This window comes from Parafrigoribacterium humi (assembly GCF_040227205.1).
GTDB classification, from domain to species: Bacteria; Actinomycetota; Actinomycetes; order Actinomycetales; family Microbacteriaceae; genus Parafrigoribacterium_A; species Parafrigoribacterium_A humi.
This window is the reverse complement of record NZ_JBELOA010000009.1, coordinates 1-24,895: the sequence shown is the minus strand read 5'-3', so window position 1 is coordinate 24,895 and position 24,895 is coordinate 1. Positions and strand designations below refer to the sequence as shown.

Below are 24,895 nucleotides of genomic sequence, written 5' to 3'. Positions count from 1 at the left end.
GGGTGCCCGAGACCTCACCCCTCAGAATCCTGCACCTGTCCGACACCCACCTCTTCGGAGACGACTCACTGCACTACGGCCGCGTCGACACCTTCGCCACGCTGGCCCGCGCCCTCGAGCGATTCTCCAATCTCGGGGCGGTCGACCTTGTCGTCGTCTCCGGCGACCTGTCCGAAGACGGCTCGCCTCGCTCCTACCAACGGCTGCACTCCGCACTTGAGCCCTGGGCGGCGGCGCATCACGCCGCGATCGTGTACACGATGGGCAACCACGACGACCGCACGAGCTTCAGGAAGGTGCTCGGCACCGGCCACGGCACGCCTTCCGAGGGGTCGGAGCACGACCCGGTGGATGCGGTCAGCACCGTCGGCGGATGGCGGATCGTCACCCTCGACAGCTCCGTCCCGGGCGCGGGCTACGGCGAGCTCGGCTCCGACCAGCTCGACTGGCTGGCCCGCGTACTCGCCACTCCGGCCCCGGCCGGAACCGTGCTCGTCCTGCACCATCCCCCGGTACCCGCCTCCACTGCGCTCCTCCAGGCCCTCGAGCTGTACAACCCCGAGGACCTCGTGGAGATCGTGCGCGCCTCCGACGTACGCGTCATCCTCTCCGGGCACTATCACCACGCCGTGCGCGACGCCTTCGCGGGCGTGCCGGTCGTCATCGCCCCCGGCGTTGCAAACACGACGGACGTGCTCGTGCCCGAGGGAACCGAGCGCGCCGTGATCGGAGCGGGGGCGACTCTCGTGACCCTGAGCGGCAGCGGGGTGCGCTCGGTGCCGCTGCGCTCCTACGGGCCGCACGACGGCGAACAGCTGTTCCACCTCGACGCGGCCACGGTCGAGAGAATTTCGGACGAGGCAGGCCGGGTCGACACCCGCTAGCGACATTGTGCGCCAAAAGTGGGAGCATCGAACGATGGAATGCTTCATCGTTCCGCCCTACCTGCTCGAGCGAATCGCGGCGCTCGAGGATCCGCGCTTCGAACGCGCGGCACTCTCCGCACGCGCATCCAGGGAGCGTGACGATCCGTTCCGCGGCCTGCGCGCTACGGCACGATCCACGGGCATTCGCGGGACAGTGCGTGCCGCGGGACGTTCGCCGCTCGAAGGACCCCATCGCACCATCTTCGATGCCCAAGGAAGCGAGGTTCTTCCTGGGCGGAAGGTACGCGGCGAGGGCGATCCCGCCGGGGCGGATGCGTCCGTCACCGAGGCGTATGACGGTCTGGGCAGCACCCATGAGCTCTATCGCGTGGCGTATCGGCGCGCATCCATCGATGATCACAACCTGCCGCTCAATGCGACGGTGCACTACGGCCGGGACTACGACAATGCGTTCTGGAACGGTGAGCAGATGGTGTTCGGCGACGGCGACGGTACCATCTTCGAGACCTTCACCTCGTCCCTCAGCGTGATCGGACACGAACTCACCCACGGTGTGACGCAATACACGGCCGGTCTCGATTACGAGGGGCAGTCCGGCGCACTCAACGAGTCGATCTCCGACGCATTCGGCGCGCTTGTCGAACAGTTCGCCGGCCACCAGGATGCAGCGCAGGCGAGCTGGCTGATCGGTGCAGGACTGTTCACAGAACAGGTGCAGGGCAAGGCGCTGCGGTCGATGAAAGCCCCGGGCACCGCGTATGACGACGACGTGCTCGGCAAGGACCCGCAGCCCGCGACGATGAGCGGCTACGTCACCACGGAGGACGACAACGGTGGAGTGCACCTGAACTCGGGCATCCCCAATCACGCCTTCTACCTCGTGGCCAGCGCGCTCGGCGGGCACGCCTGGGATCGCGCGGGGCAGATCTGGTACGACACCCTCGTCGGCGGCACCCTTCCCGCGGACTGCGACTTCACGCGCTTCGCGGTGGAGACAACGGACGCCGCAGCCGCTCGCTACGGCAGCGGATCAGCAGAGCACAGCGCGGTCGTCGCTGCCTGGCAGAAGGTCGAGGTGACGGGATGAAGGTCACCGTCGTGCGCAGCGGTGGATTCGCCGGAGTCACCCGCAGCTGGGAGGTCAGCATCGACGAGCGGGAGGATCGCGATTCGTGGCTGGAGTTTCTCGATCGGCTCCCCTGGCACGACACGCCACACGAGCGAGCGAAGCCGGACGCCTTCAGCTATCGGATCCAGTGTTCACCACATCGCATCACCCTGCCGGAGCAGGCGCTCATCGGCCCGTGGCGGGAACTGGTGGATCGCGTGCAGGAGGCGTCCGACTGACGCGAGCCCGGGCTCGCCGCGGGGTGGATCAGTGAGGTCCGCCGCGGGGAATCATTCCGACGATGGCGAGCGTGGCGAGCGCAGTCGCGGCAACGACGATCACCAGGATGAGAGTGCCGAACCAGAGCTGGCGCATACTGCTCGCGCGCGCCACGAGGCGCAACAGGCCATCGAACTCGTCTGTGGCCGTCTCCTGTGTCTCCGCGGGAGGCGCATCCCAGGTGGATACGAGGCGTGCGACCCCCGCGACACGCTTCGCCTCTGCCTCATCGAACACCTCCGGCTGCGCTTCGAGCCACTGCACCACCTCCCGCGACGACAGCACCTCGAGGTCCTTCGGCACGGCACGCAGGGAGAGCGACTTCGGGTCGACGAAGACCAGCAGGCCCGTCACGACGAGCGATTCGCCCACGGACGCACTCAGCCGTCGCTCCGCGTTGCCGAGCGCGAGTTCTGCGTCCCGGATGTGTGCAACCTTCGTCTCCCCGACCAGCACCGTGCGTCCGGACACCGAGATGTCCTCGCCCGGGTGACTGCGTGTGGTCACGGCGAACACGCCCGCCGAGCCGACCAGGAGATGGTCGAGCCGGTCACCGGAAGACCCGACGGGGATGGAGTGCAGCACCGTCCAGCTGTCATCGAGCTGCGCAAACAACGCACCCATCGCACGCTCGCCCAGCACACGCGCAAACAACGGAGCACTCTCCGCGCCGATCGGATCGACGCCGAAGAGCCTGGCCATCAGGGATCGAGGCTCCTCCGCGGCCCTCGCGCGCACGAGTTCGTCGACCGTGAATCGCCCTGCCGCGCTCTCGTGCAGCACCGGAGCGACGACAGAAACGTTCTCCGAAGCTCCGTCGAGCCCGTCGCGCTGCTCGTCGTCCGGTCGACCGTTCTGCCCCATTGTCCCTGCCTGCCCTCGTGCACAGTGTCGTCGCGCACGTCGTCCCCGAACTCAGAATGGCGGCTGATTGGATGGTGCGCGACCCCCAGTGCAGGGAGCCCCACCCTGAGGGGCAATTCACCGAAGGGGTTGCAAAGCCACCGACGGAGGCGCATTCTGGAGACAGAACAACTCGTCGTCCGGAAGAGCCGCACCAAGTGCCGCACCGGGCGACGAGTCTTTAACCGGTGTGTCGCCTCAGGATGCTACGGGGCCGAGCAGTGCGGTCGCCACCGTGGAGTGCGCGGAGTCCTCGTTGCTCGGGTGGAAGCCGCCGGCGAGGACGTCACGGTACAGCCGCCCCAGCTCGCTGGAGGCGGAATAGCTCGACCCGCTCGCGACCCGGATGGCCTGGTCCACGACGAAGCGCGCATTGGCCGTCGCCCGCAGCTTGAGCCCGACGAGCGCCCTGAACCACTGGGCGCCGCGATCGACGTTGTCGTCGACATCCCGCGCGAGCGCATCGAGCTGCGGCAGCACCGCATCCTGTGAGATCGCGGCATCGGCGATCTTCCAGCGGGTGTCCGGGTCCTGGTCCTTCGTCGTTCCGGTCCTGGCCGAACTGCGCCGCTGCGCGCTCTCCACCGCGAGCTCGAGGGCACGCTGGCCGATTCCGGTGTAGACGGAGGAGACGAGGATCTCGAAGTTCGCGAAGATGGCGAAGATGAGCGGGTCGGGGTTCGGACCCGGGTCGAGCCGGCGGATGATGCGGTCGGGGGCCGCGCGCACCGCGTCCAGTTTCGTGCTGTTGCTCTGGCTCGCGCGCATCCCCATCGTGTTCCAGTCGTCGAGCACGGTGATGCCGGGTGTGCTGCGATCGACCACGGCGTGGACGAGCTTGGGGGCATCCGCGGAGACGGTGTCCAGGCCGAACAGGCCGAGCCGGGTCCAGGCGGGCGAGAGGCTCGTGAAGATCTTGGTGCCGGTGAATTGGTAGCTGCCGTCCGGCTGTGGGCGCGCATCCGTCTGGCTGCCGAAGAGCACGAGATCGTTGCCCGCCTCGCTGATGGCGAAGGCGAAGACCTCGCCTGCCGCCGCCTCGCGCAGGATGAACTCGAGCGAGGCGTCGCCTCGGTCGCGCAGCGTCTTGGCGATGCCGGTCCAGACCAGGTGCATGTTGACGGCGAGCGCGGTCGCCGGTGCTGCCGCGGCCAGGCGCATCTGCTCGTGCGCGAGCTGCTGCAGGCTCAAGCCGAAGCCGCCCAGTTCGACGGGCACGAGGGCGCGGAGATAGCCGATCGCCTTCAGCTCGTCGAGATCCTCGGTGAAGAAGGCGTTGTCCCTGTCGTAATCGGCGGCCCGGTCGTGGATGCGGGCGAGCAGTTCGTCGTCGAGGATCTGGTGGCGTCTCGTTGTGGTCGGCATGTACTCAAGCATCGCAGGATGCGGCAGGATGAGCAGTAGTGAGTTCTCATCCCAACGAGCGACCGCCCAGGCGGACGTTCTTCGTCGACCTGAGTCCGCTGCGTGAGAGTCCGGCCTTCGCCCGATTGTGGGCGGGGAATGCGATCTCGGGTATCGGCGGACAGATGACCATTCTCGCCGTCGGGCTGCACGTCTACGATCTCACGCGCTCGACCGGTGCCGTCGCCCTCGTCGGGGCCTTCGCGCTCATCCCCATGGTGCTCGCGGGCCTCTACGGCGGGATGCTCGCCGACGCCTTCGACCGCAGGCTGCTCATGATCTGGGCTGCGGTGACCGCCTGGGGTTCCACGATCGGCCTCGCCGCTCTCGCCTGGACCGGGGTCGACGCGGTGTGGCCGTTCTACCTGCTGACCACGATGAACGCCGTCGCGGCCACGATGATCGGCACGGTGCGCTCTGCCGTACTCCCGCGAATCCTTCCTCTGCGGCTGCTGCCCGCGGCCTCGGCACTCGGAGGCATCAGCAGCGGGCTCATGGTCACCGTCGGCCCGGCGCTCGCCGGCGTCCTCGTGGCCGGCGTCGGCTTCGCCTGGACCTACACGGCGGATGTCGTACTGTTTCTCGCGGCGTTCCTCGGCATCGTGTCGCTCCCGAAACTGCACCCCGAGGGAGAAGTGCACCGGCCGGGCCTGGAATCGCTCCGCTACGGGCTCGCGTTCCTTCGCACCGCACCGAACATCCGCATGTCGTTCATCGTCGACATGATCGCCATGACCTTCGGCCAGCCCAGGGTGCTCTTCCCAGCGGTGGGCGCGCTCGTACTCGGCGGCGGGGCGATCACGGTGGGAATCCTCACCGCCGCGAGCGCGATCGGCACGCTCGTGTGCAGCATCTTTTCGGGACGAGTCGGCCAGGTGCGCATGCAGGGCACCGCAATTCGCACCGCCATCGTGCTGTACGGAGGTTGTATCGCCGCCTTCGGCGTCGTGCTGCTCGTGGCAAGTGCGAACCCCTCGCACGATGAGTCGCTCGGTGGTGCCCACCTCGCAGGAGTGGTGATCGCAGCTCTGCTGCTGGCCGGATCGGGTGCCGCGGACAACGTGAGCGCGATCTTCCGGATGACGATGCTGCAGACCGCGGTGCCGGACAACATGCGCGGTCGCCTGCAGGGCATCTTCACCGTGGTCGTGACGGGGGGACCGCGCCTGGGCGACATCTACATCGGCCTCGCGGTCGGACTCGGCTCTCTCTGGCTTCCCCCGCTGCTCGGAGGCGTCGTCATCGTCGTGCTCGTCGGATCACTCGTGCACTGGCAGCGCACCTTCCGGCACTACGACGCGCTGAATCCGACGCCGTAGGCCCGGCCAGAAGACAGCGCGAGTCAGAGCCCGGCAGGCAGTGCTCCACTCGCGACGAGCGTCAGCCGCTGGGTCGGCCTGGTCATGGCCACGTACAGAGCAGACGCCCCCCGCTCACCGGCCACGATGCCGGACGGGTCGACGAGCACCACGGAGTCGAACTCGAGTCCCTTCGACTCCCGGGGGCTTAGCACGGCGATCGGCAGTGCGAGGCCGTCGGCGCCCAGCCCGACGAGGTCGCCGAACTCGGCCCTGAGCCTCGCGTGCAGGACCGGAACCTCGGCGTCCGTCGCGATGACCGCGAGAGTGCCGGTGTCGTCGATGGCGAGATCGGCGCGCACGGCCTCCACGACATCCGTCACGACCGCCACTGGCCACTCGCTCTCCCGCACCGAGCGGGCCGAGGTGATCGGCAGGGCGTGTTCCACCGCCATCTTCTCCGCAGCGGCGGCGATCTGGCTCGGGGTGCGGTAGTTGACGGTGAGCTCCTCCAGCCGCCACCGCCCCCCCTCTGGCGATCGGCCGAGGAGCGGTTCGAGCGCCTGCCGCCAGTTCGGTGCGGCGGATGCCGACGCGGCCTGGGCGATGTCGCCGACGATCGTGAACGAGCGCAACGGCCCGCGGCGCAGCAGCATCCGCCACTGCATCGGCGAGAGTTCCTGCGCCTCGTCCACCACGATGTGCCCGTAGGTCCAGCTGCGGTCTGCCGCCGCGCGCTCCGCCGTGGTCTGGCGATCGCCGAGCTCGGCAAAATTGTCCGCGAGCGCCTCCGCGTTCACGAGGCCACCCACCTGCATGTTCTCGATCGCGTGCTCTGCATTCTCGATGTCGCGCTTGCGCTGCAGTTTCTCTTCGCGCTTCTTCGCCGCGTTCACGACGTCATACTCACCGAGGTGCTCCGCGGCCTCGTCGAGCAGCGGCACATCGGACACCGTGAGCGGGGCATCCCGGTCGCGCCGCAGCAGTTCGCGCTGCTGCGGCGTCCACCCGGGGGTGAGCTCCGCGAGCCAGGCCGGCCGCGCGTAGAGATCGCGCAGCAGTTTCTGCGGCGTGAGCGGAAGCCAGGCCGTGTTGAGTGCGACGCGCACGTCGTAGGCGGTGCGCAGGTCCTCGCGCAGCATCGGATGATCGGACTCGTCGATCGAATTGCCCGCGTCCTTGAGCTGCTCGGCCCAGCGCCTCGTGAGCTGGTTCAGGGCGCTCTTGACGAAGGTCACCCGTGCCTCATTGTGCGGCTTGCCCGTCTCGCGCGCCTTCTGCATGGCGCCCACGATGATCTGCGGGTCGAGGCGCACCGTGTCGCCATTGACCTCGAGGTCCTGCACCTCGGAGGGCACCCGCTGGCGGGAGCGCACGGCGCGCGCGATGACATCTGCCATGAGCGTGCGCCCCTTGAGTTCCGCAGTCGCGGAGGGATCCTCCTCGCTTGTGTCGACGCCCGGGAAGAGCTGGCCGACGCTCTCGAGCACCACGCCGGTCTCGCCGAGCGAGGGAAGCACAGACTCGATGTAGTGCAGGAAGGAGCGCGACGGCCCGACGATCAGGACGCCGGAATTGCGCAATCGCTCCCGGTTCGAATACAGCAGGTACGCGGCGCGGTGCAGCGCGACAGCGGTCTTGCCCGTCCCCGGCCCGCCCTGCACGACGAGTACTCCGGCCATGTCGGAGCGGATGATGCGGTCTTGTTCGGCCTGGATCGTCGCGACGATGTCGGACATCCGCCCGGTCCGCTGCGCGGTGAGCGAGGCCAGGAGAGCTCCCTCGCCCTGCAGCGTGGAGGAGTGTGCGTCGAGTAGTTCGGGGTCGAAGACATCGTCTTCGATGCGGATGACGTCCCGCCCCTGGGAGATCAGGTGCCGCCTCGCGCGCGCGCCGAGCGGCGTCGCCGCGGTCGCCTGGTAGAACGCACTCGCCTGCGGAACCCGCCAGTCGAGCAGGATCGGGCGCAGTTCCTCGTCGCGCAGGCCGATGCGGCCGATGTACCGCACGACGCCGTCGGCGTCGTCATGGGCGGCCTCCTCGGAGAACTCGATCCGACCGAAGGCCAGCCGCTCGGTGATCCCGCGCAGCTGCACGATGCGGTCCTCGTACATCCTGGCGAAGGTGTCGCGCTCCGAGCGGCTCTGGTGGTTGCCGCCGACATCCGTTCTGCGTACCGCGGCGAGCTGGTGCTCCGCTTCGGCCTGCAACTGATCGAGCCGCCTGTAGAGCCCGTGAACGTAGTCACGCTCATGCTGCAGTTCTGTATCGCTCACGTAGTGTTTTCCCTTGAATTCCGGCGTTCAAGTTTACGCGTCGACGGAGAAGTGCGTCGACCGCTCGCGCTACGCGGCGAGCGCGACGGAGGCGACGTCGGTCACGAACCGCGAGACGTCGATTCCGGAGAAGACGCCGGAACGGATCGCGAGGAACAGGTCGGACGCCCCCTGCTGGATGCTGCCCGCGCGCAGGTGATCCGCCATCCTCGGGCGCAGCACCGTGATGTCCTCGTCGGGGGCGAATGGCAACTCGGACTCGCGGCCGAACAGGACCAGGTCTCCCCCGCGCCTGAGCGAGGCAGCGGATGACGCCCGCGTGACCGCTCCGACCCCGTCGTACGCGACGTCCGCGCGGCGACCGTTGGTGAGCTCGTGCACCAGGGCGGCCACGTCATCCCGACCGAAGACGATCACGTGGTCGGCGCCGGCGCGCGCCGCCGTCTCGACTGCCGCCTCCGCTCCGACCGTGCCGATGACGGTCGCGCCGAGCGACTTGGCCCACGCCACGATGAGAGAACCGAGCAGCCCGTCTGCGGCGTGGACGAGAACGGTCTCTCCCCCTCCGACCGCGTGCGCTTCCTTCACGAGCACGCGCGCGACGAGCCCCTGGGGAAGCAGCGCTGCGGCCTGCTCGCCGCTCACGTCGCGCGGCACCCCGATGAGGTTGCCGGAGTCGAGGATGCGCTGCTCAGCGATGTTCCTTGTCGCACCGAGACTCGCCACGCGGTCGCCCGGAGCGAACCCGACGACCTCGGTGCCGACCGCGTCAATCGTGCCGACGACGGCCTTGCGGTTGCGCGCGACCACGGCGGGAACGAAGCGAACCCCCGCCCCGGTGGGACGCACGACCCCTGCGCTCGACCTGGGTCTCCTGCGCGGAGTGGTCGGACGGGAGGCGAGGAGAGGCGTGCTCTCCCTCAGGCTGTCTCCAGGGCGCGTCGTCTGTGATTGCATACACAAAACAACAGCCCCTGCGCGAGAGGTATTCCCCAAACCGAGCGCTCAGAAGACCTTGCCAGGATTGAGGATGCCCCGGGGATCGAACACGGACTTGATCTGCTTCTGCAGCTCGAGCTGGTCAGTGCCCAGCTCGTCTCCCAGCCATCTCTTCTTCAGGATGCCGACCCCGTGCTCCCCCGTGAGGGTTCCGCCGAGGGCGAGGGCGGTCGTGAAGAGTTCGCTCGCCGCGTTCCAGACCCGTTCAGGAACCTCGCCGTCCTCGCCCGCTTCGTAGACGAAATTCGGGTGCAGGTTGCCGTCGCCCGCGTGCGCGACGGTGGGGATGGACATCCCGTAGCTCTCGCCGATGCGCGCGATCGCCTCGAACATCCGCGGCAGGGCGCTTCTCGGCACCGCGATGTCTTCGATGAGCACCGTGCCAAGGGTCTCGAGCGATGGGTGGAACGCGCGCCTGATGGCGAGGAGTCGCTCGCCCTCCTCCTGGTCGGTGGTGAGCTCCGCATCGCCCCCGTGAGAACGCACGATCGCGAGTGCCGTCTCTGCCTCGCTCGATCCACCCGCGCCGTCTGTCTGCACGAGCAACCAGGCGTTTCCGCGCCCCACGAGATCGATGCCGAGGTGGGTGCCGATGGCACCGAGCGACGGTGCATCGAGGAGTTCCATCGCCGCGGGATGCACGCCAGCCGCGGTGATGGCGGCCGACGCGGCTGCTGCCGCGGCGACATCCGCGAAGTGGGCGCCGATCGTCGAGACGGGCCCCGGCACGAGCCTGCGCAGCTTGACCGTAGCCTCGACGACCACGCCGAGGGTTCCCTCCGAGCCGATCATGAGTGCGGTGAGGTCGAGCCCGGTGACGCCCTTGACGCTGCGATGCCCGAGTTCGAGCAGGCGCCCGTCGGCGAGTACGACCTTCAGGCCGAGCACGGCCTCGCGGGTCACGCCGTACTTCGCACAGAGCAGGCCGCCCGCGTTCGTCGCGATGTTGCCGCCGACGGTGGAGATGGCCTTGCTCGCCGGGTCCGGCGCGAACCACAGGCCGAGCGGCTCGAGCGCGGCGTTGAATGCCCCGTTGAGGATGCCGGGTTCGACGACCGCGAGTTCGTCATCCGCGGAGACCTCGAGGATGCGGTCCATCGCGAGCGTGGACAGCACGATCTCGCCCGCACCGGCGATCGCGCCGCCCGCGAGCCCCGTTCCCGCGCCACGGGGCACGACGGGGACGCCGAACTCGCTCGCGATCCGTAGCGTCGCCTGCACGTCTCCAACGCTTCGCGCGGTGACGACGGCGAGCGGTGCCGACTGGGAGCGATGCCCCGACTTGTCTTCCCTCGTGCTCTCGAGCGTCGCCTGATCGACCGACACCGCGTCGCCGAGGGCGGCCGTGAGCGCTGCGAGGGCGCCCGCCGCGGTCATCGTGCCTCCCCCGCGAGCAGGTCATCGATCTCGGGACGGTGGGGGATGGAGGGCACAGCACCCTCCGCCTGCACAGACAGCGCGGCGGCGGCAGTCGCAAACCGCGCCGCAGCCACGAAGTCCCGGCCCTCGGCAATCGCCGCGGCAAAGGCACCGCAGAAGGTGTCTCCCGCGCCCGTCGTGTCCACCGGGGTCACCCGCAGCGCGGGAACCCGGGCCACCTCGCTTCCGACGTCATAGAGCACTGAACCCTCCGCGCCCACCGTCACCACGAGGCGAGGCAGGAGCGCCGCGAGCGTTCTGGACGCGACGGCGAGATCCGTGGAGCCACCGAGCTCACAGGCCTCGTGTTCGTTGACGATGAGGTAGTCGAGCGACTCGAGGAGCGCCTCGGGCAGCGTGTGTGCCGGAGCCGCGTTGACCATGACGACGGTGCCGGATGCTCGTGCCGTCATGGCCGCCTTCGTCACGACATCCAGGGGAAGTTCGAACTGCATGAGAAGCACGGATGACTGCCGAACCGCCTCGGCCTCGGCCTCGCGCAGCGCGTGCATCGTCGCGTTCGCGCCGCTCGCCACGACGATCGAGTTCTCACCGGCGGGGCTCACGACGATGAACGCCTGGCCGGTCGGCTCAGCCACGCGACGCACGAGTCGATCGTCGATGCCCGCCTCCGTGATCGTGCGCAGGAGAAGCTCTCCGGGTTCGTCGGCCCCGAGTGCGGCGATGAACGTCGCCCGTGCACCCGCGCGCGCAGCGGCGATCACCTGGTTGAGGCCCTTGCCGCCGGGGAAACGACTGGAACTGCGCGCGAGCACGGTCTCCCCTGGGAGCGGGATCCGGTCTGCCGTGAAGATGAGGTCCAGGTTGGCGCTTCCGACGACGCTGACCCCGCGTCTGCCTGGCGCGGTCGGGGCGGGGGATGTCATGCACCCAATGTATCTTGGCCGGTAGCCACGCAGGAGGGAGCACGACCATGACGGCGGCCCGACTCCCCCAGACCGTCGTCACCGTGCGACTGCCGACGGAGGGCCCGTTCGACGGCGCCGGGCTCATGAGGTTCTTCGCCGACCACGGTGTCCACGGGCTCGAAAGCGGCGACGAGCACAGCTTCTCGCGCGCCGTTCGCCTTCCGCACGGGATCGCCACCGTTGAGATCACTCTCGAGGACTCCCCCGGCGGTTCCGACGCCGGCCTGAACTGCACCGCCCGCCTCGACGACGCGGCCGATCTCGACGCCCTCGTCGCGCAGTTGCGAAGCCTGTTCGACCTCGACGCCGACTCGCGGGAGATCGACGCGGCGCTCGGGAGCGATCCGGACCTCGCCTCCGCCGTCGCGGCACGACCCGGGGTGCGGATGCCGGGCAGCCTCGACCTGCAGGAGAGCCTCTTCCGCACGCTCATCGGCCAGCAGATCTCGGTCAAGGCCGCGCGCACCGTGCTCGGACGGATCGTGGCCGAGCTCGGCGAGGGTGACGCGGCCGCGGGGACCAGGCTGTTCCCGAGCGCGGCGAGCCTCGCGGAGCATGGCCGGGAGGTGCTGCGAGGCCCGGCAACACGCATCGCGACCGTCGTCGGCGTGGCCGAGGCCCTCGCATCCGGAGCACTGGAGCTGCATGACGGCATGCCAGTCGACGAGTTCACGACGAGGCTCGTCGCCCTCCCGGGCATCGGCCCGTGGACGGCCGGCTACCTCGCCATGCGCGTGCTGAAGAACCCGGATGTGCTGCTCACGACCGACCTCGTCATGCTGCAGGGCGCGGCACGGCTCGGCCTTCCCGCAACCGCCCGCGGCCTGGCGGGACACGGCACGCGGTGGGCACCCTGGCGCAGCTACGCGGGCATGCACCTGTGGCGCGCGGCCCGCGCGTGACGCGCGCGTTCAGTCCTGGTCGGTGGGCACCGGCTTGACGACACTGATGACGCCGGTCGTCGGCACCATGCCGCTCAGCCGCTCCGGCGCGAGCACCTTCGCGACCTCGTCCGCGGACATGAGCCCCGCAGAGACGACGAGGTCCGCGATGGACGCGTTCGTCGTGAGCGCCGTGTGGGCGAGCGTCGCGGAAGCGGAGTAGCCGATGTACGGCGTGAGCGCCGTCACGACCCCGACGGACGATTCGACCTGCGCCGCGAGCCGCACGGAGTTCGCGCTGATGCCGTCGATGCAGTTGATCCGCAGCGTGCGCGAGGCGTTGGTCATCCACGCGATCGACTGCAGGATCGAGTGCGCGATCACGGGCTCGAAGGCGTTCAACTGCAGCTGGCCGGCCTCCGCTGCCGCCGTCACCGTGGCATCCGCGCCGATGACGCTGAAGGCGACCTGGTTGACCACCTCGGGGATGACGGGGTTGACCTTGCCCGGCATGATCGACGAGCCCGCCTGCACAGCGGGAAGGTTGATCTCGCCGAGGCCGGCCTGCGGGCCGCTGGAGAGCAGGCGCAGGTCGTTGCAGATCTTCGAGAGTTTGACGGCGTTGCGCTTGAGGATCCCGCTCAGGGTCATGAAGACTCCGGCGTCCGAGGTCGCCTCGATGAGGTCTGGGGCCGTGACCATGTCGTAGCCGGTGATCTCCACGAGGTGGCGACGCACCGCGGCCGCGTAGCGCGAATCCGCCGTGATGCCCGTGCCGATCGCCGTGGCACCCATGTTCATCTCGTTGAGCCACGGAATGGTCTCGCTCAGTCGGTCGAAGTCCTCCCGAAGGGTGTGCGCGAAGCCCATGAACTCCTGGCCCAGGGTCATCGGCACGGCGTCCTGAAGCTGCGTGCGGCCCACCTTGAGCACGCTCTCGAACTCCTTGCCCTTGCGTGCGAAGGACTCCTCGAGCAGCGTGTGCTCCGCGAGCAGCCGATGGATGCCGAACACCATCGCGAGCTTGATCGCGGTCGGATACACATCGTTCGTGCTCTGGCTGCGGTTGACGTCGTCGATCGGGTGCAGGTGCTCGTAATCGCCGAACGGAAGGCCCATGAGTTCGAGACCGCGGTTGGCGATCACCTCGTTGGTGTTCATGTTCGTCGAGGTACCCGCACCGCCCTGGATGACGCCGACCATGAACTGGTCGTGCAGCTTGCCGTCGATGATCTCCTGGCAGACCCGATCGATGATGTCTGCCTTGGCGGACTCGATGACGCCGAGTTCCTTGTTCGCTCGTGCCGCGGCCTGCTTGACCGTGGCGAGAGCGCGCACGAGATCGGGGTACACCGAGACCGACCTGCGGGTGATCGGGAAGTTTTCGAAGGCCCGTGCCGTGTGGATGCCCCAATAGACATCCAGGGGAATCTCCAGTGATCCCAGCGAGTCCTTCTCGGTGCGGAAGGAGGTGGTTTCGGACAGGGGTGTGTTCGTTGTATTCACGACAGTGTGGCTTCCTCGCCTGGTCAGATCGCTGTCAGCTCGCTTGTGGCTTGACACTCCGACTCTACCCGCCGCAGGGCGCGGAACCGGTTACCAAAGCCCGGGAACGATCAGACCGATTCCGTAAACGATCAGCAGGCCGCAGACGACGAAGCTCGCGATGCCGAGCGGCCTGCGCCATCCGTGCTCGGTCTCTACCAGGCGCAGCCCGAGCGAGAACAGCACGACGACACTGCACGCGCCGATGACGGACACGATGAGGACGATGAGGAAACTACCCCACTCGATCATTTGCGTCGCCCCTTCGATCCCGACTTGCCGCCCTTGGATTTCTTGGACTTCTGCTGTGCTTTCGTGTGGTGCTTGGGCTTCTTGTGCTTCTTCGGCTGCTTCTGCTTCTTGGGACGCTTCGGCTTCTTTGCCTTCTTCGTCTTCTTCGGCCGCACGAAGGTGGTGGGCTCGACCTGGAGGCTCTTGGCGTGTACGCGGTTGCGGCGGGAGTAGAGGAAGATCAGGGCGACAACAATGGCGGCAACGACCGCGTCGAACGCCACTCCCCACGCCCCTGGCAGGATTCCCCACACGCCGGAGATCGCGATCCACGACGCGAGGGCACCCACGGCCGCCGCGGCCGGAAGAGTGATCAACCACCCGAGCGCGATGCGTCCCGCGGTGCGCCACCGCACGGAGGCACCCTTGCGCCCGATGCCCGTGCCGATGACGGAGCCGGAGGCCACCTGGGTGGTCGACAGCGCGAAGCCGAGGTGGCTCGAGGCGAGAATGGCCGCGGTCGTCGCCGCCTCCGCCGCGAAGCCCTGCCCTGGCTCGATCTCGGTGAGCCCCTTGCCGAGGGTGCGGATGATGCGCCAGCCGCCCGTGTAGGTTCCGAGCGCGATGGCGAACGCACAGACCACGATCACCCAGAGCTCGGGGCCGGTCCCCGGTGTCTGGATGTTGGCCGCGATCAGGGTGAGGGTGACGATCCCCATCGTCTTCTGGGCGTCGTTCGTGCCGTGCGCGAGCGAGACGAGGGAGGAGGTGAAGATCTGCCCGTACTTGAACCCGCTGCGCTGCTTCTTCTTGACCAGCGCGTACGCGATCTTGGTGGCGAGGAAGGAGGCGAGGCCTGCGACGAGCGGCGCCAGGAGGGCAGGGAAGACGATCTTCGACAGGAGCACACCCAGGTCGATCGAGGCGAAACCGGCGCCGACGATCGCGGCGCCGATGAGGCCACCGAACAGCGCGTGACTCGACGATGATGGAAGCCCGAGCAGCCAGGTCACCATGTTCCAGAGGATGGCCCCGATGAGGCCGGCAAAGATCATCTCCGGCGTGATCTGGACGCCGCCGTTGCCCTCCCGAATCAGGCCGCCCGAGATGGTCTGCGCCACCTCAGTCGAGAGGAATGCACCCACCAGGTTGAGCACCGCTGCGATGGCGACTGCCACCTTCGGACGCAGTGCGCCCGTGGCGATCGGTGTCGCCATCGCGTTGGCAGTGTCGTGAAAGCCGTTGGTGAAGTCGAAGAAGAGAGCCAGCACGATAACCAGCACGACCATGAAGGTGATGTCCACTGGGGATGAGTCTTACAGGCGAGTGAACGCTTGGCAACCTGACGATTAAGGGTCTATCGTGTCGGTCCGATTGCCCCGCGTTTCCCTGACCCCGCTGCGGTCCGGGGCCAAGTAGAGTCTCGGATCATGACCTCACTTTCCGTCGTCATCCCGTGCAGGAATGACGCAGAGATGCTTACGGTCTGCCTCGACGCACTCGCCCACCAGACCAGGCCGGCCGACGAGATCATCGTCGTCGACAACGGCAGCACGGACGACAGCGTCGCCGTCGCCGAACGTGCCGGAGCACGCGTCGTGCACGAGCCGATCGAGGGCATCGCCCGTGCGACCGCCGCCGGCTTCGATGCGGCGATCGGGGACATCCTCGCCAGGCTCGACGCTGACTCGATACCTCCCGCCGACTGGCTCGAGCGCGTGGAGCGCGCGCTCAGTGACGCGGGTGGGCTTTCCGCCCTCACCGGACCGGGCGACTTCTACGGGTCGAACCGGGTGATCGCCTGGATCGGGCGACGGATCTATATCGGCGGCTACTTCGCCGTCGTCGGACTCCTGCTCGGACATCCGCCGCTCTTCGGCTCGAACCTCGCCATCGATGCCGAGGTCTGGCGTCGGGTTCGTGACCTCGTGCACAGCAACGTCCGCCAGATGCACGACGACCTCGACCTGAGCTACCAGATCCGCAGGGACATGACCGTCATCTACGACCCGACGCTGCGCGTGGGGATCTCTGCGCGCCCGTTCGAGTCGTGGAAGGGACTCGGCCGCAGGCTCGGATGGACCTACACGACCTTCAGTGCGGACTTCCGCCAGGAGCCACCGTTCAAGCGCCGACGCGAACGACGCCGCTGGGCGCGAGAGCACGGGACAGTGCGGCGCTAGGCGGATGCCTCGCGAAACAGCAGCAGCAGGTCGCGACTCAGCTGGTGCGGCACCGTCTCGCACGGACTGTGCCCCGTGTCGTAGACCGCCATCCTCGCCCCGATCCGTTCGGCGAACGCCGAGTGCAGCCGCAGCGGCCACAGGTCGTGCGCGCCCACCGCGATGAGCTTCGGAATCGGTATCGCACTCACCTCGTCGCGCAGGTCGGGGGCGTGCATCATGAGCTCGATGATGTCGCGCACCGACTGGCGTCTCGTCACGCCGAAGCGCACGTTCACGAAGCGGAGCCTGCTCGCCGTCACCTTCGTGAAGTTGCGCTTGATCCCCCAGATCATGAGGGCGGCACCGACCCTGCCGTTCGCCAGGCCGCTGAACCAGCCGATTCGGCTCACCCCGCGGAAACCCTGCCCGGGCTCCGGTGGAGCGCTGAGCAGCGTGATGCTCGAGAACAGCTCCGGCCGCTGCACGAGTGCGATCTGTGCGACGGTCGCGGCGTAGGAATACCCGAGCACGTGGGCGGGGCCGCCGAGCCACTCGAGCAGCGCGATCATGTCACCCACGAAGAGCTCGTAGTCGTAGTGGCGGCGGGGCGGGTGCAATTGCTCTGGTCCGGCATCCGCTGACTCGTATTGTCCCGCGAGGTCGTAGCTCACCACGTGGTAGCCCGCGGCCGCGAGGTCGGGGAGCATGAGGGAGAAGTCCTCTTTCGACCCGGTGACACCGGGGGCCAGGAGAACCGTCGGGTTCGCGGGGTCACCGAGGGTGACCACGGCGAGCGAGCCGCTCGGGGCGTCGAACCGGATGCTGCGCGCGCCATCCGGCAGCACCCTCCAGTCGATGTCCGGCAGTTCGGCATCGCGCCTGGCGGCCTCATCGGCGCTGCCCGGCAGCGAATACTCCGTCACCACACGCTTACGATAGCGTGGCGACTCGCCTGACGAAGCCCTGCAGTCGCCGGTAGACCTCCTGCGACTCCGGATAGCGGTAGTTCTGCTGCCAGGTGTGCTGGGCGTTGACCCTCGTGCGGTCGTAGATGAGGGTCTCGACCGGGATCGAGTTCCTGCGCAGCGTGGCGACGAAGTTGAGGTTGGCGCGATAGAAGTAATCACGCTCCGAGGTGGTGACGAACACGGGCGGGAAGCCGGCATCCAACCACTCGATCGGAGAGAGGAAGCGGGAGGCGAGCCGCAGCAGGTGGTGCTTGCCCGTGCCCGCGGCATCCGCGGCGGCGGCCGAGGCGACGAGCTTTCGCGGCAGGAGCATCCTGATGAAGTTGAGGCTCAGGATGAAGCCACGGTCAAAGTGCACGGAGAAGTCGACGGCACTGCAGTGCTGCACAAGACCCCGAAAACGCCCGCGAGGCGTCGACGGGGTGAGTCCATAGTGCTGTGCGAGCTCAGGTCGGAACGATGCCGCGGTGATCATCGCCGCGATCTGGCCGCCCGCGGAGTCCCCGCCGAGCACGATGCGATCCGGATCTCCACCGAAGCTCGCGATGGTGCTGCCGACCCAGGCGAGGGCGGCATTCGCGTCCTCCAGCATGTGCTTCATCTGGAAGCGTGTCGCCATGCGGTAGTTCACATTCACGACGACCATTCCCGCGACGGCCTGGCTCGCGCAGTACTTGGTGAGCGCCGCCTTGTCCCCGGAGGTCCACCCGCCGCCATGGAAGTAGACGTAGACAGGCAGGAGTTCTGCGCCGTTCTCGCTCTGCTCATCCGCCGAGCGCCGGGGAACGATCACGTCGAGCCGATGCGCCCGGATGCCGTCGCCGACGAAGTCGATGTCGTCGTGATAGTCGACGCCCGCGATCGGCTCTGCGTTGAACCTGGCGAGTTCGCTCCGGCTCATCAGTCTCATGAGCAGCCGCCATGCCCACACCGGGACGCCGCGCAGCACCCCGCTGCCGCGCGCCGCCGTGGCACCTCGCAGTCCCCCGTTTCGCGCATTCACCCACTCACGGTACGTCTGCTTGCCGTATCCCCGCTGGGAAATCGGCGCGTCTCGCGCCGGCGCCCTCGCGAGCGAGAGGAACTCGCTTCCCAAGCTCCCCGCTAGTCCATAGAATCAAGCATCGCATCACATTCACAGCGGAATTGCGGTTGCTGTACGGCGCACCATGGCTCAGCCGCGCAAGGGGAGGCACACAGTGATACCCGACGATGTCGTGCGTCTGCCCGCCGGATGGTACCCGGACCCCACCGGTCTTCCCCAGCTGCGCTGGTGGGACAATCACGCGTGGACACAGCACACCACCGCGGCGCGCCAACCCCTGATAGCGCAGGAGTCGCCATTGGCCTGGGCAGAGGACCTGCCCACCAGGAGGGAACGTCGCGAACGCGAGCGTGACGAGCGTGGACCGGATGATTCCGCGCCGACCACCGAGTCCCTTCGCGAGTTGGCCCCGCCATCCGCGGACGACGAACCGGCCAACGAACCAGCGCCGGCTCTGTACCCGGCGGACTCAGACGACCTCGACGATGACGCCGAGGAGTCGTCCTACGTACCAGTCTCGGCGACCGGGCACGCGGGCCGCATCCCGTCCGTCCCATCGCTCGACGTGCCTGAGAGGAACCACGAGCCGCGGCGCCCGCATCTCCCCGTTCAGGATGCCCCTCGCGGGGCGGCGAGCACCCCTCTCTTCGACCAGATCGCTGCCAGGGCCGTGGCGGGCGCCGGCACGGTGGAGTCGGCGGCCGCGTCCGGGCCGGCGAACGCCGAGCGAGCGAAATCGCCAGCGGCACGGCCCGGGTTCTCCCCCGTTTCCACCGGCACTGCGCCGGTGTGGATCATCGCACTGCTCCCGCTGCTGCAGCTCGTGATCGTTCTGCTGCTCGTCACCGGCCTCGGATCGACCCAGGGCACGGAACCGCTCATGCCCGCGATTCTCGCCGTGCTCTCTCTCGCGACGATCGTCCTCGCGATTGCCGACCATCGCCTGCTGCGAGGCAAAGGAATCGCCCGGCCGGCGCACTGGACGTGGTCCTTACTCACCGCCCCGATCTACCTGTTCGTGCGGGCCATGGTGCTCACGCGCACGACCGGGCGCGGTTTCGGGCCGCTCCTGGTCTGGGTCGCACTCGCACTGCTCAGCCTGGGCTCTGTGCTCGCGGTTCCCGGCATGCTGATCGCCTCCGCGCCCGCGGCATTCAGCGCGCAGGCCGAGCAGTCCATCGCCGCGGATGCCGCGGCGACCGGCGCGGAGCTCGAGGCCTCCTGCCCTGCCACGCCGCCCATTCTCGTGGGGCAGAGCTTCACCTGCACGGGTCGTTCGAGCAACGGGAAGAGCTACCAGGTCGAGGTGAGCCTCCAGCGCATCAACGGGTGGATCGACTGGCGGGTGGACGACTGGGGTGTCAATACGCTGTCGCGCTGACGCTGTGGCCGCGAGCGGCGGTGGTGGCATGGGCGGATGCGCTGACTAGTGTTGGTCCATGGCTTCCGTCCCAGCACCTCCCGGCGATGAACCGGATGACGCAGACGCGGAGAGCTCACTCACCCCTCGGCAGAGACGGCGTCTGACCCGCCTCCCCAGCGATCGCGCGATGATCGGAGTTCTCGCGGGCAGCGGACTCGTCGCCGCCTTCATGCAGACGCTCGTCACGCCGGTCATCCCCGAGCTTCCGAGGCTGCTCACGACTAACCTCGCAGACTCGTCCTGGGTGCTCATCGCCACACTGCTCGCCGCCGCGATCACGACACCGATCAGCGGCAGGCTCGGCGACATGTACGGGAAGCGCTTCATCGTGCTCATCCTGCTGTCGATCATGGCGGTCGGGTCTGTGGTGTGCGCGCTCTCGGACACGCTCGTTCCCATGATCGTCGGACGGTCGCTGCAGGGCGTCGGACTCGGCGTGATCGCGCTCGGCATCAGCATCCTGCGAGACGTGATCCACCCGAAGAGCCTCGGTGCCGCCGTGGCAATCGTGAGCGCGACGCTCGGAGTCGGTGGCGCGGTCGGCCTGCCGATCGCCGCGGTCATCGCCCAGACCCTCGACTGGCACTACCTGTTCTGGCTCGCTGCCGTGCTCAGTGTCGGAGTGATCGCACTGGTCCTCTGGATCATCCCGGTGAGCACCCTCAAGACATCCGGTCGGTTCGACTTCCTTGGTTCCGTGCTGTTCGCGATCGCACTCGTGGGGATACTGCTGTCCATCTCCAAGGGCGGAGAGTGGGGCTGGTCGAGCCCGCTGACGCTGGGCCTGCTCGGTGGTGGCGTGCTCGTGCTGGTCGGCTGGGGCTGGTTGGAGCTGAGGACGCACGATCCGCTCATCGACCTGCGAGTCGCGGGCAGACGCCCCGTGCTCCTCACCAACCTTGCCTCGATCGCGGTCGGCTTCGCCTTCTTCATCACCACGGCGGCCCTGCCCGTGCTCCTCGAGGCGCCGACCACGACGGGAGTTGGACTCGGCCAGTCGCTGCTGATCGCGAGCCTGTGCCTGATGCCGCTCGGCATCGTGATGTTCCTGCTTTCGCCGGTCGCGGCCCGGCTGTCGAACGCGCGTGGCCCACGCACGAGCCTCATCCTCGGAGGCGCCGTCATCGCCGTGAGCTTCGCCGTCGGCACGCTGCTCATGAGCGAGGTGTGGCACGTCATCCTGATCTCGACGCTCGTCGGCGTCGGGGTCGGATTCGCCTATGCTGCGATGCCGACGCTCATCATGCACTCCGTGCCGCCGAGCGAGACGGCGGCGGCCAACGGGCTCAACTCGGTCATGCGCACCCTGGGCTCGACCGTCGCGGCATCCGTGGTCGGCGTGATCCTGTCATCCGACTTCGTGCGCTCGGGCGGCATCGACATCCCTACGGCAGACGCGTTCCGGCTCGTGTTCATCCTCGGATCTGCGGTGACGCTCGCCGGCGTGATCGTGGCCGCCTTCATTCCGCGACGCGAGCGGCGCTACGACGACACCGCGAGCATCCCAGTCCAGGACTGAACCGCACAGCGCCGAACCGCGCGAGCGTCAGTGGCGGCCCACCTTCTCGATGCTCATCACCAGGATCACGCGATCCGGGCTGTCTGCGGGTGGCTCCTGCTGCGCGTTGCCGTAGCGCTTGCCGAGGACCACGTAGAACGCGCCCGTCGGATCCGGAATGACCTCGACCAGCCTGCCCCGCAGCTCGAGATAGCGCATCGGGTCGTCTGGGTCGAGCACGGCGAGGCTCATCGAGGGATTGCGCTGCAGGTTGTGGAACTTGGCGCGCTTGGTCGTGTGGGTGAAGCGGATGTGCTCGCCGTCGTACTGGAACCACATCGGGTTGACCTGCACGGTGTCGTTCGGCCGGATCGTGCCCAGGATGCCGAAGAGCGGTCGTTCGAGCAGGTCGGTGAGATCCTCCGGAATGCTGGCGGCGGTGTCGGTCATGGTTTCTGTTGCTCCTGTTCACTGCGGCTGACTGTGGAATTTTGCGGCGGGTAGGTGACGCGCAGGCCGTCGACCCTGGCGAACCTGGTCAGCTCGTGTGGTCTGGCCGCCTTTTCGCTCATGATGTCGCGCACCGCAATCCCGCGCACGAGCAGGGCATCGCCGATCAGGGATCGATGACAGCGCCACGGTACTGCTTCCGCGCACATGATTGCGACCCTTTCCCTCTCGCCGAGTGCGATGAGTTCTGCCAGGCCCGCGTCGAAGGCGTCGGTCTGCATGTAATCGGCGTAGCTGCGGAACGAGGCGTTACGCCAGGCGCCGTTGACGGACTCGAACCCCGCGCTCGAATGGCGCAGGCCCCCGAGCGATTCCAGACGCTCGTACCCCAGGCCGTCGGCCGAGAGGCTCGACGCGAGTTCGGATTCCGCGAACTGCGGATTGTGGCGCGATTTGGCGATCGTGCGCACATCCACGACCCTCTGCACACCGTGCACGTGCAGGAGGCGGAGGAACTCGTCGATCGCCCGCGTGGAGTGACCGATCGTGAAGATGGTTTCTGTCATGATCCCCCTCCACGCTACGCCGACTCGCGCGGGAGCGCCGAGAGCGTATGCCTAGAACGGGAACAGCAGGCGGTGCAGGAACTGCTTGGTGCGTTCGTGCTGGGGCGCGCTGAACAGGTGCTCCGGGCTGTCGTGTTCCACGATCACCCCGTCATCGACGAACGCGACCTCGTGGGCGACCTCCCGCGCGAACTGCAGCTCGTGCGTGACGATGACCATCGTCCAGCCCTCGAGCGCAAGCTCCTTCATGAGCCCGAGCACGTCACCGACGAGTTCGGGGTCGAGCGCGGATGTCGGCTCGTCAAACAGAAGCAGCTGCGGCTTGAGCGCGAGCGCGCGCACGATACCCACCCGCTGCTGCTGGCCGCCGGAGAGTTCGAACGGGCGACTGTCCCGCTTGTCTGCGAGGCCGACGCGATCGAGCAGCGCGAGCGCGTCCGCCGTGGCTTCGGCACGCGGGCGACGCTGCACCGTGATCGGGCCCTCGACGATGTTCTCCAGTACCGTCATGTGCGGGAACAGGTTGTAGTGCTGGAACACCATCGCGGAGCGGTCACGCAGCGCGTCGAGCTGCTTTTTCGGCGGGGTCGTGGCGAAGTCGATCGAGAGCGCGCCGGCGACCTCCACGACACCGCCGTCTGCGACCTCGAGCCCGTTCAGGCAGCGCAGCAGCGTGGTCTTGCCCGATCCGGACGGTCCGATGAGCACCAGGACCTCGCCGCGGGCGACACTCAGGTCGATGGACCTGAGCACGGGGGTGGAGCCGAAGCTCTTGTGGAGTCCGCGGATGCTGAGAAGTGCGGCAGCGGCATCCGCAGTGCCTGGCGAGGTCTCAGTGGGCGACATAGCGATCCAATCGCTTCTCGAGCAGGCCCTGGCCCGAGGCCAGCACCACGCAGACGATCCAGTAGACGAGCGCCGCCTCGAGGTAGAGGAGCATGAAGTCTCCGCTGAATGCCGCGACCTTCTGGGCCTCGCGGAACAGCTCCGTCACGAGGATGAGCGACGCAAGCGAAGTGTCCTTGACGAGGCTGATGAAGGTGTTGGACAGCGGCGGCACAGACACCCTCGCGGCCTGCGGCAGGATAATGCGGGTGAGTGCACGTCGATGCGACATCCCGATCATGTAGGCCGCCTCCCACTGTCCCTTGGGCACCGAGAGGATCGCTGCACGCACGACCTCTGCACCGTAGCCGCCGACGTTGATCGAGAATGCGACGACGGCGCTCGGCCATGGATCGATCACGACCCCGAGCGACGGCAGGCCGTAGAAGATCACGAACAGCTGCACGAGCAGTGGAGTTCCACGCACGACCGAGATGTAAACGCGGGCGATGCCAGAGATCAACGTGTTCTTCGACAACCGCATGAGTGCGATGCCGACCGCGATCACGAGTCCGATCGCGAAGGATGCGAGCGCAAGCGGGATCGTGCCCACGAGCGCGCCCTGGACGATCGGCCAGAGCGAGTTCAGGACGAGGTTCCACGCCGAAGGATCCATAGGAACCAGACTACTGAGCCGTGGCGCGCGCGTTACTTGCTGACGTCATCCCCGAAGTATTTGTCAGAGATCTTCGCGAGGGTTCCGTCGGCACGGAGGGCGCCGAGGGCCTTGTCGACGGCCTTGACGAGAGTCTCGCTGCCCTTGGCAAAGGCGAAGGCGCTCTTCGACGTGTCGGGGCTTTCGGCCGCAACCTTGAGTCCGTCTGCCTGGCCCTGCTTCTTGTAGTCAAGCCAGGTGAGCTTGTCGTTGATGGTGGCTTCCACGCGCCCGTTCCGCACGTTGGCGACGGCCTCTGCCCACCCCGCGACGGCCTGGATGTCTGCGCCGTTCTGCTGGGCCAGCGTGTAGAAGGAACTCGTGAGCGACTGTGCAACCGTCACGCCCTTGAGGTCAGCGAAGGAGTGGATCTTGTCGTTGCTCGACTTGTCGACGATGACGCCGGTCGAAACGGTGTACGGCGTCGAGAACTCGTACTTGGCCTCGCGCTCGGGGGTGATCGACACCTGGTTGGCGATGACGTCGAAACGGTGGGCCTCGAGGCCCGCGAAGATCGCGTCCCACTGGGTCTCTTCGAACTTGGCCTTGACGCCGAGCTGCTTCGCGACGGCTTCTGCGACCTCGACGTCATAGCCGATGAGCTTGCCCGAGCCTCCGTCGTGGTAGCTGAACGGGCGGTAGGTACCCTCCGTGGCGAAGGTCAGAACGCCCGCTTTCTGCACCTTCGCGAGTGCACCGGTTGCGGCGGTCGTCGAGGTCGTCGAGGCGGATGTGGTGGTGCCGGCCGAGCATCCGCTGAGCACGATGGCGGCTGCGGCGACGACGGCGATGGAAAGCGTTCTGATCTTCATGGTGTTCCTGACTTGCGAATCCGTGGTGGACGAATCCGGGGATGATGGTCGGCACTGCGAATTAGCGCGGACAGTTCGAATGGTAACAACGGCCCGGGAGGCTCAGGCATTCCGTTACGGCCCGTGACCGGAGACGGATCGGGGCACGCTCACGGGCGTGCTCGCCTAGTTGTAGTTCCCAGGGACGTTGTGAACGTTTGAGTTAGCGAAGACCTCCGGCACGATGTGGGTTACCAAGCTCACATCTGAAACCGGAGGTCTTCGTGACT

General features: G+C 67.6%; 24 protein-coding genes. 8 read left to right on the top strand and 16 right to left on the bottom strand.

Features of this window, described 5'->3' with window-relative positions:
- The first annotated feature begins 2 nt into the window (after nucleotides 1-2).
- Genes ABUA28_RS12400 through ABUA28_RS12390 form a run of 3 tightly spaced genes read left to right on the top strand, consistent with a single transcriptional unit; the run spans nucleotide 3 to nucleotide 2,234 of the window.
- Nucleotides 3-884: a metallophosphoesterase gene (locus ABUA28_RS12400; protein ID WP_349904498.1), complete on the top strand. Its 882-nt coding sequence runs from the start codon at nucleotides 3-5 to the stop codon at nucleotides 882-884.
- A 34-nt stretch (nucleotides 885-918) separates the two neighbouring features.
- Complete coding sequence (locus ABUA28_RS12395; RefSeq protein WP_349904497.1) at nucleotides 919-1,974, top strand: M4 family metallopeptidase; 1,056 nt, start codon at nucleotides 919-921, stop codon at nucleotides 1,972-1,974.
- Nucleotides 1,971-2,234, top strand: a complete 264-nt coding sequence (locus ABUA28_RS12390; RefSeq protein WP_349904496.1) for a protealysin inhibitor emfourin — start codon at nucleotides 1,971-1,973, stop codon at nucleotides 2,232-2,234. The genes ABUA28_RS12395 and ABUA28_RS12390 overlap by 4 nt, the downstream gene beginning before the upstream one ends.
- A gap of 28 nt (nucleotides 2,235-2,262) precedes the next feature.
- On the opposite strand, the gene ABUA28_RS12385 is transcribed toward ABUA28_RS12390, so the two are convergent.
- Entirely contained in the window at nucleotides 2,263-3,138 is an 876-nt protein-coding gene (locus ABUA28_RS12385; protein WP_349904495.1) for a nuclease-related domain-containing protein, read from the bottom strand.
- Nucleotides 3,139-3,375: 237 nt separating this feature from the next.
- Nucleotides 3,376-4,542 carry an acyl-CoA dehydrogenase family protein gene (locus tag ABUA28_RS12380; protein WP_349904494.1) on the bottom strand — a complete coding sequence of 389 codons (1,167 nt, stop codon included), beginning with the start codon at nucleotides 4,540-4,542 and terminating at the stop codon, nucleotides 3,376-3,378.
- A 38-nt stretch (nucleotides 4,543-4,580) separates the two neighbouring features.
- On the opposite strand from ABUA28_RS12380, the gene ABUA28_RS12375 reads away from it, so the two are divergent.
- Entirely contained in the window at nucleotides 4,581-5,900 is a 1,320-nt protein-coding gene (locus ABUA28_RS12375) for an MFS transporter (RefSeq protein ID WP_349904493.1), read from the top strand.
- A gap of 23 nt (nucleotides 5,901-5,923) precedes the next feature.
- Here the strand turns inward: ABUA28_RS12375 and ABUA28_RS12370 are convergent, their stop codons facing one another.
- The 4 genes from ABUA28_RS12370 to ABUA28_RS12355 form a co-directional block, all read right to left on the bottom strand.
- Nucleotides 5,924-8,155, bottom strand: coding sequence for a HelD family protein (locus tag ABUA28_RS12370; RefSeq protein WP_349904492.1), 2,232 nt, complete (start codon nucleotides 8,153-8,155; stop codon nucleotides 5,924-5,926).
- Nucleotides 8,156-8,224: 69 nt separating this feature from the next.
- Nucleotides 8,225-9,112: a zinc-binding dehydrogenase gene (locus ABUA28_RS12365; RefSeq protein ID WP_349904491.1), complete on the bottom strand. Its 888-nt coding sequence runs from the start codon at nucleotides 9,110-9,112 to the stop codon at nucleotides 8,225-8,227.
- Nucleotides 9,113-9,160: 48 nt separating this feature from the next.
- Nucleotides 9,161-10,531 (bottom strand): FAD-binding oxidoreductase, encoded by a 1,371-nt coding sequence (locus ABUA28_RS12360; protein ID WP_349904490.1) that lies wholly within the window; start codon nucleotides 10,529-10,531, stop codon nucleotides 9,161-9,163.
- Nucleotides 10,528-11,460 (bottom strand): ribokinase, encoded by a 933-nt coding sequence (locus ABUA28_RS12355; protein WP_349904489.1) that lies wholly within the window; start codon nucleotides 11,458-11,460, stop codon nucleotides 10,528-10,530. Before ABUA28_RS12355 ends, ABUA28_RS12360 begins: the two co-directional genes overlap by 4 nt.
- Before the next feature lie 47 nt (nucleotides 11,461-11,507).
- Here ABUA28_RS12355 and ABUA28_RS12350 point away from each other — a divergent pair, with 47 nt between their 5' ends.
- Nucleotides 11,508-12,404, top strand: coding sequence for a DNA-3-methyladenine glycosylase family protein (locus ABUA28_RS12350; RefSeq protein ID WP_349904488.1), 897 nt, complete (start codon nucleotides 11,508-11,510; stop codon nucleotides 12,402-12,404).
- Between the two features lie 9 nt (nucleotides 12,405-12,413).
- On the opposite strand, the gene ABUA28_RS12345 is transcribed toward ABUA28_RS12350, so the two are convergent.
- The 3 genes from ABUA28_RS12345 to ABUA28_RS12335 form a co-directional block, all read right to left on the bottom strand.
- Nucleotides 12,414-13,889 (bottom strand): aspartate ammonia-lyase, encoded by a 1,476-nt coding sequence (locus ABUA28_RS12345; RefSeq protein ID WP_349904487.1) that lies wholly within the window; start codon nucleotides 13,887-13,889, stop codon nucleotides 12,414-12,416.
- A gap of 90 nt (nucleotides 13,890-13,979) precedes the next feature.
- On the bottom strand, nucleotides 13,980-14,180 hold the full coding sequence (locus ABUA28_RS12340; protein ID WP_349904486.1) for a hypothetical protein: 201 nt from the start codon (nucleotides 14,178-14,180) through the stop codon (nucleotides 13,980-13,982).
- On the bottom strand, nucleotides 14,177-15,463 hold the full coding sequence (locus ABUA28_RS12335; protein WP_349904485.1) for an inorganic phosphate transporter: 1,287 nt from the start codon (nucleotides 15,461-15,463) through the stop codon (nucleotides 14,177-14,179). Before ABUA28_RS12335 ends, ABUA28_RS12340 begins: the two co-directional genes overlap by 4 nt.
- A 126-nt stretch (nucleotides 15,464-15,589) precedes the next feature.
- Between ABUA28_RS12335 and ABUA28_RS12330 the strand changes: the two genes are divergently transcribed.
- Nucleotides 15,590-16,342, top strand: a complete 753-nt coding sequence (locus ABUA28_RS12330) for a glycosyltransferase family 2 protein (protein ID WP_349904484.1) — start codon at nucleotides 15,590-15,592, stop codon at nucleotides 16,340-16,342.
- On the opposite strand, the gene ABUA28_RS12325 is transcribed toward ABUA28_RS12330, so the two are convergent.
- The gene (locus ABUA28_RS12325) at nucleotides 16,339-17,250 is read right to left on the bottom strand and encodes an alpha/beta fold hydrolase (protein ID WP_349904483.1); all 912 of its coding nucleotides are present in this window, start codon (nucleotides 17,248-17,250) and stop codon (nucleotides 16,339-16,341) included. The two genes, ABUA28_RS12330 and ABUA28_RS12325, sit on opposite strands and share 4 nt — an antisense overlap.
- A 4-nt stretch (nucleotides 17,251-17,254) precedes the next feature.
- On the bottom strand, nucleotides 17,255-18,295 hold the full coding sequence (locus ABUA28_RS12320; protein ID WP_349904482.1) for an alpha/beta hydrolase: 1,041 nt from the start codon (nucleotides 18,293-18,295) through the stop codon (nucleotides 17,255-17,257).
- 196 nt (nucleotides 18,296-18,491) lie between these two features.
- Between ABUA28_RS12320 and ABUA28_RS12315 the strand changes: the two genes are divergently transcribed.
- Nucleotides 18,492-19,718, top strand: a complete 1,227-nt coding sequence (locus ABUA28_RS12315; RefSeq protein ID WP_349904481.1) for a DUF2510 domain-containing protein — start codon at nucleotides 18,492-18,494, stop codon at nucleotides 19,716-19,718.
- 58 nt (nucleotides 19,719-19,776) lie between these two features.
- A complete protein-coding gene (locus tag ABUA28_RS12310) occupies nucleotides 19,777-21,279 on the top strand; it encodes an MFS transporter (RefSeq protein WP_349904480.1) in 1,503 nt (500 codons plus the stop codon).
- A gap of 27 nt (nucleotides 21,280-21,306) precedes the next feature.
- On the opposite strand, the gene ABUA28_RS12305 is transcribed toward ABUA28_RS12310, so the two are convergent.
- The 5 genes from ABUA28_RS12305 to ABUA28_RS12285 are packed head-to-tail and all read right to left on the bottom strand — an operon-like array spanning nucleotide 21,307 to nucleotide 24,626.
- On the bottom strand, nucleotides 21,307-21,708 hold the full coding sequence (locus ABUA28_RS12305; protein WP_349904479.1) for a PPOX class F420-dependent oxidoreductase: 402 nt from the start codon (nucleotides 21,706-21,708) through the stop codon (nucleotides 21,307-21,309).
- On the bottom strand, nucleotides 21,705-22,274 hold the full coding sequence (locus tag ABUA28_RS12300) for a DUF488 domain-containing protein (protein ID WP_349904478.1): 570 nt from the start codon (nucleotides 22,272-22,274) through the stop codon (nucleotides 21,705-21,707). The genes ABUA28_RS12305 and ABUA28_RS12300 overlap by 4 nt, the downstream gene beginning before the upstream one ends.
- A gap of 51 nt (nucleotides 22,275-22,325) precedes the next feature.
- Nucleotides 22,326-23,120: an amino acid ABC transporter ATP-binding protein gene (locus ABUA28_RS12295; protein ID WP_349904477.1), complete on the bottom strand. Its 795-nt coding sequence runs from the start codon at nucleotides 23,118-23,120 to the stop codon at nucleotides 22,326-22,328.
- Nucleotides 23,107-23,775: an amino acid ABC transporter permease gene (locus ABUA28_RS12290; RefSeq protein WP_349904476.1), complete on the bottom strand. Its 669-nt coding sequence runs from the start codon at nucleotides 23,773-23,775 to the stop codon at nucleotides 23,107-23,109. The genes ABUA28_RS12295 and ABUA28_RS12290 overlap by 14 nt, the downstream gene beginning before the upstream one ends.
- A gap of 32 nt (nucleotides 23,776-23,807) precedes the next feature.
- On the bottom strand, nucleotides 23,808-24,626 hold the full coding sequence (locus ABUA28_RS12285) for an amino acid ABC transporter substrate-binding protein (protein ID WP_349904475.1): 819 nt from the start codon (nucleotides 24,624-24,626) through the stop codon (nucleotides 23,808-23,810).
- Nucleotides 24,627-24,895: the final 269 nt, after the last annotated feature.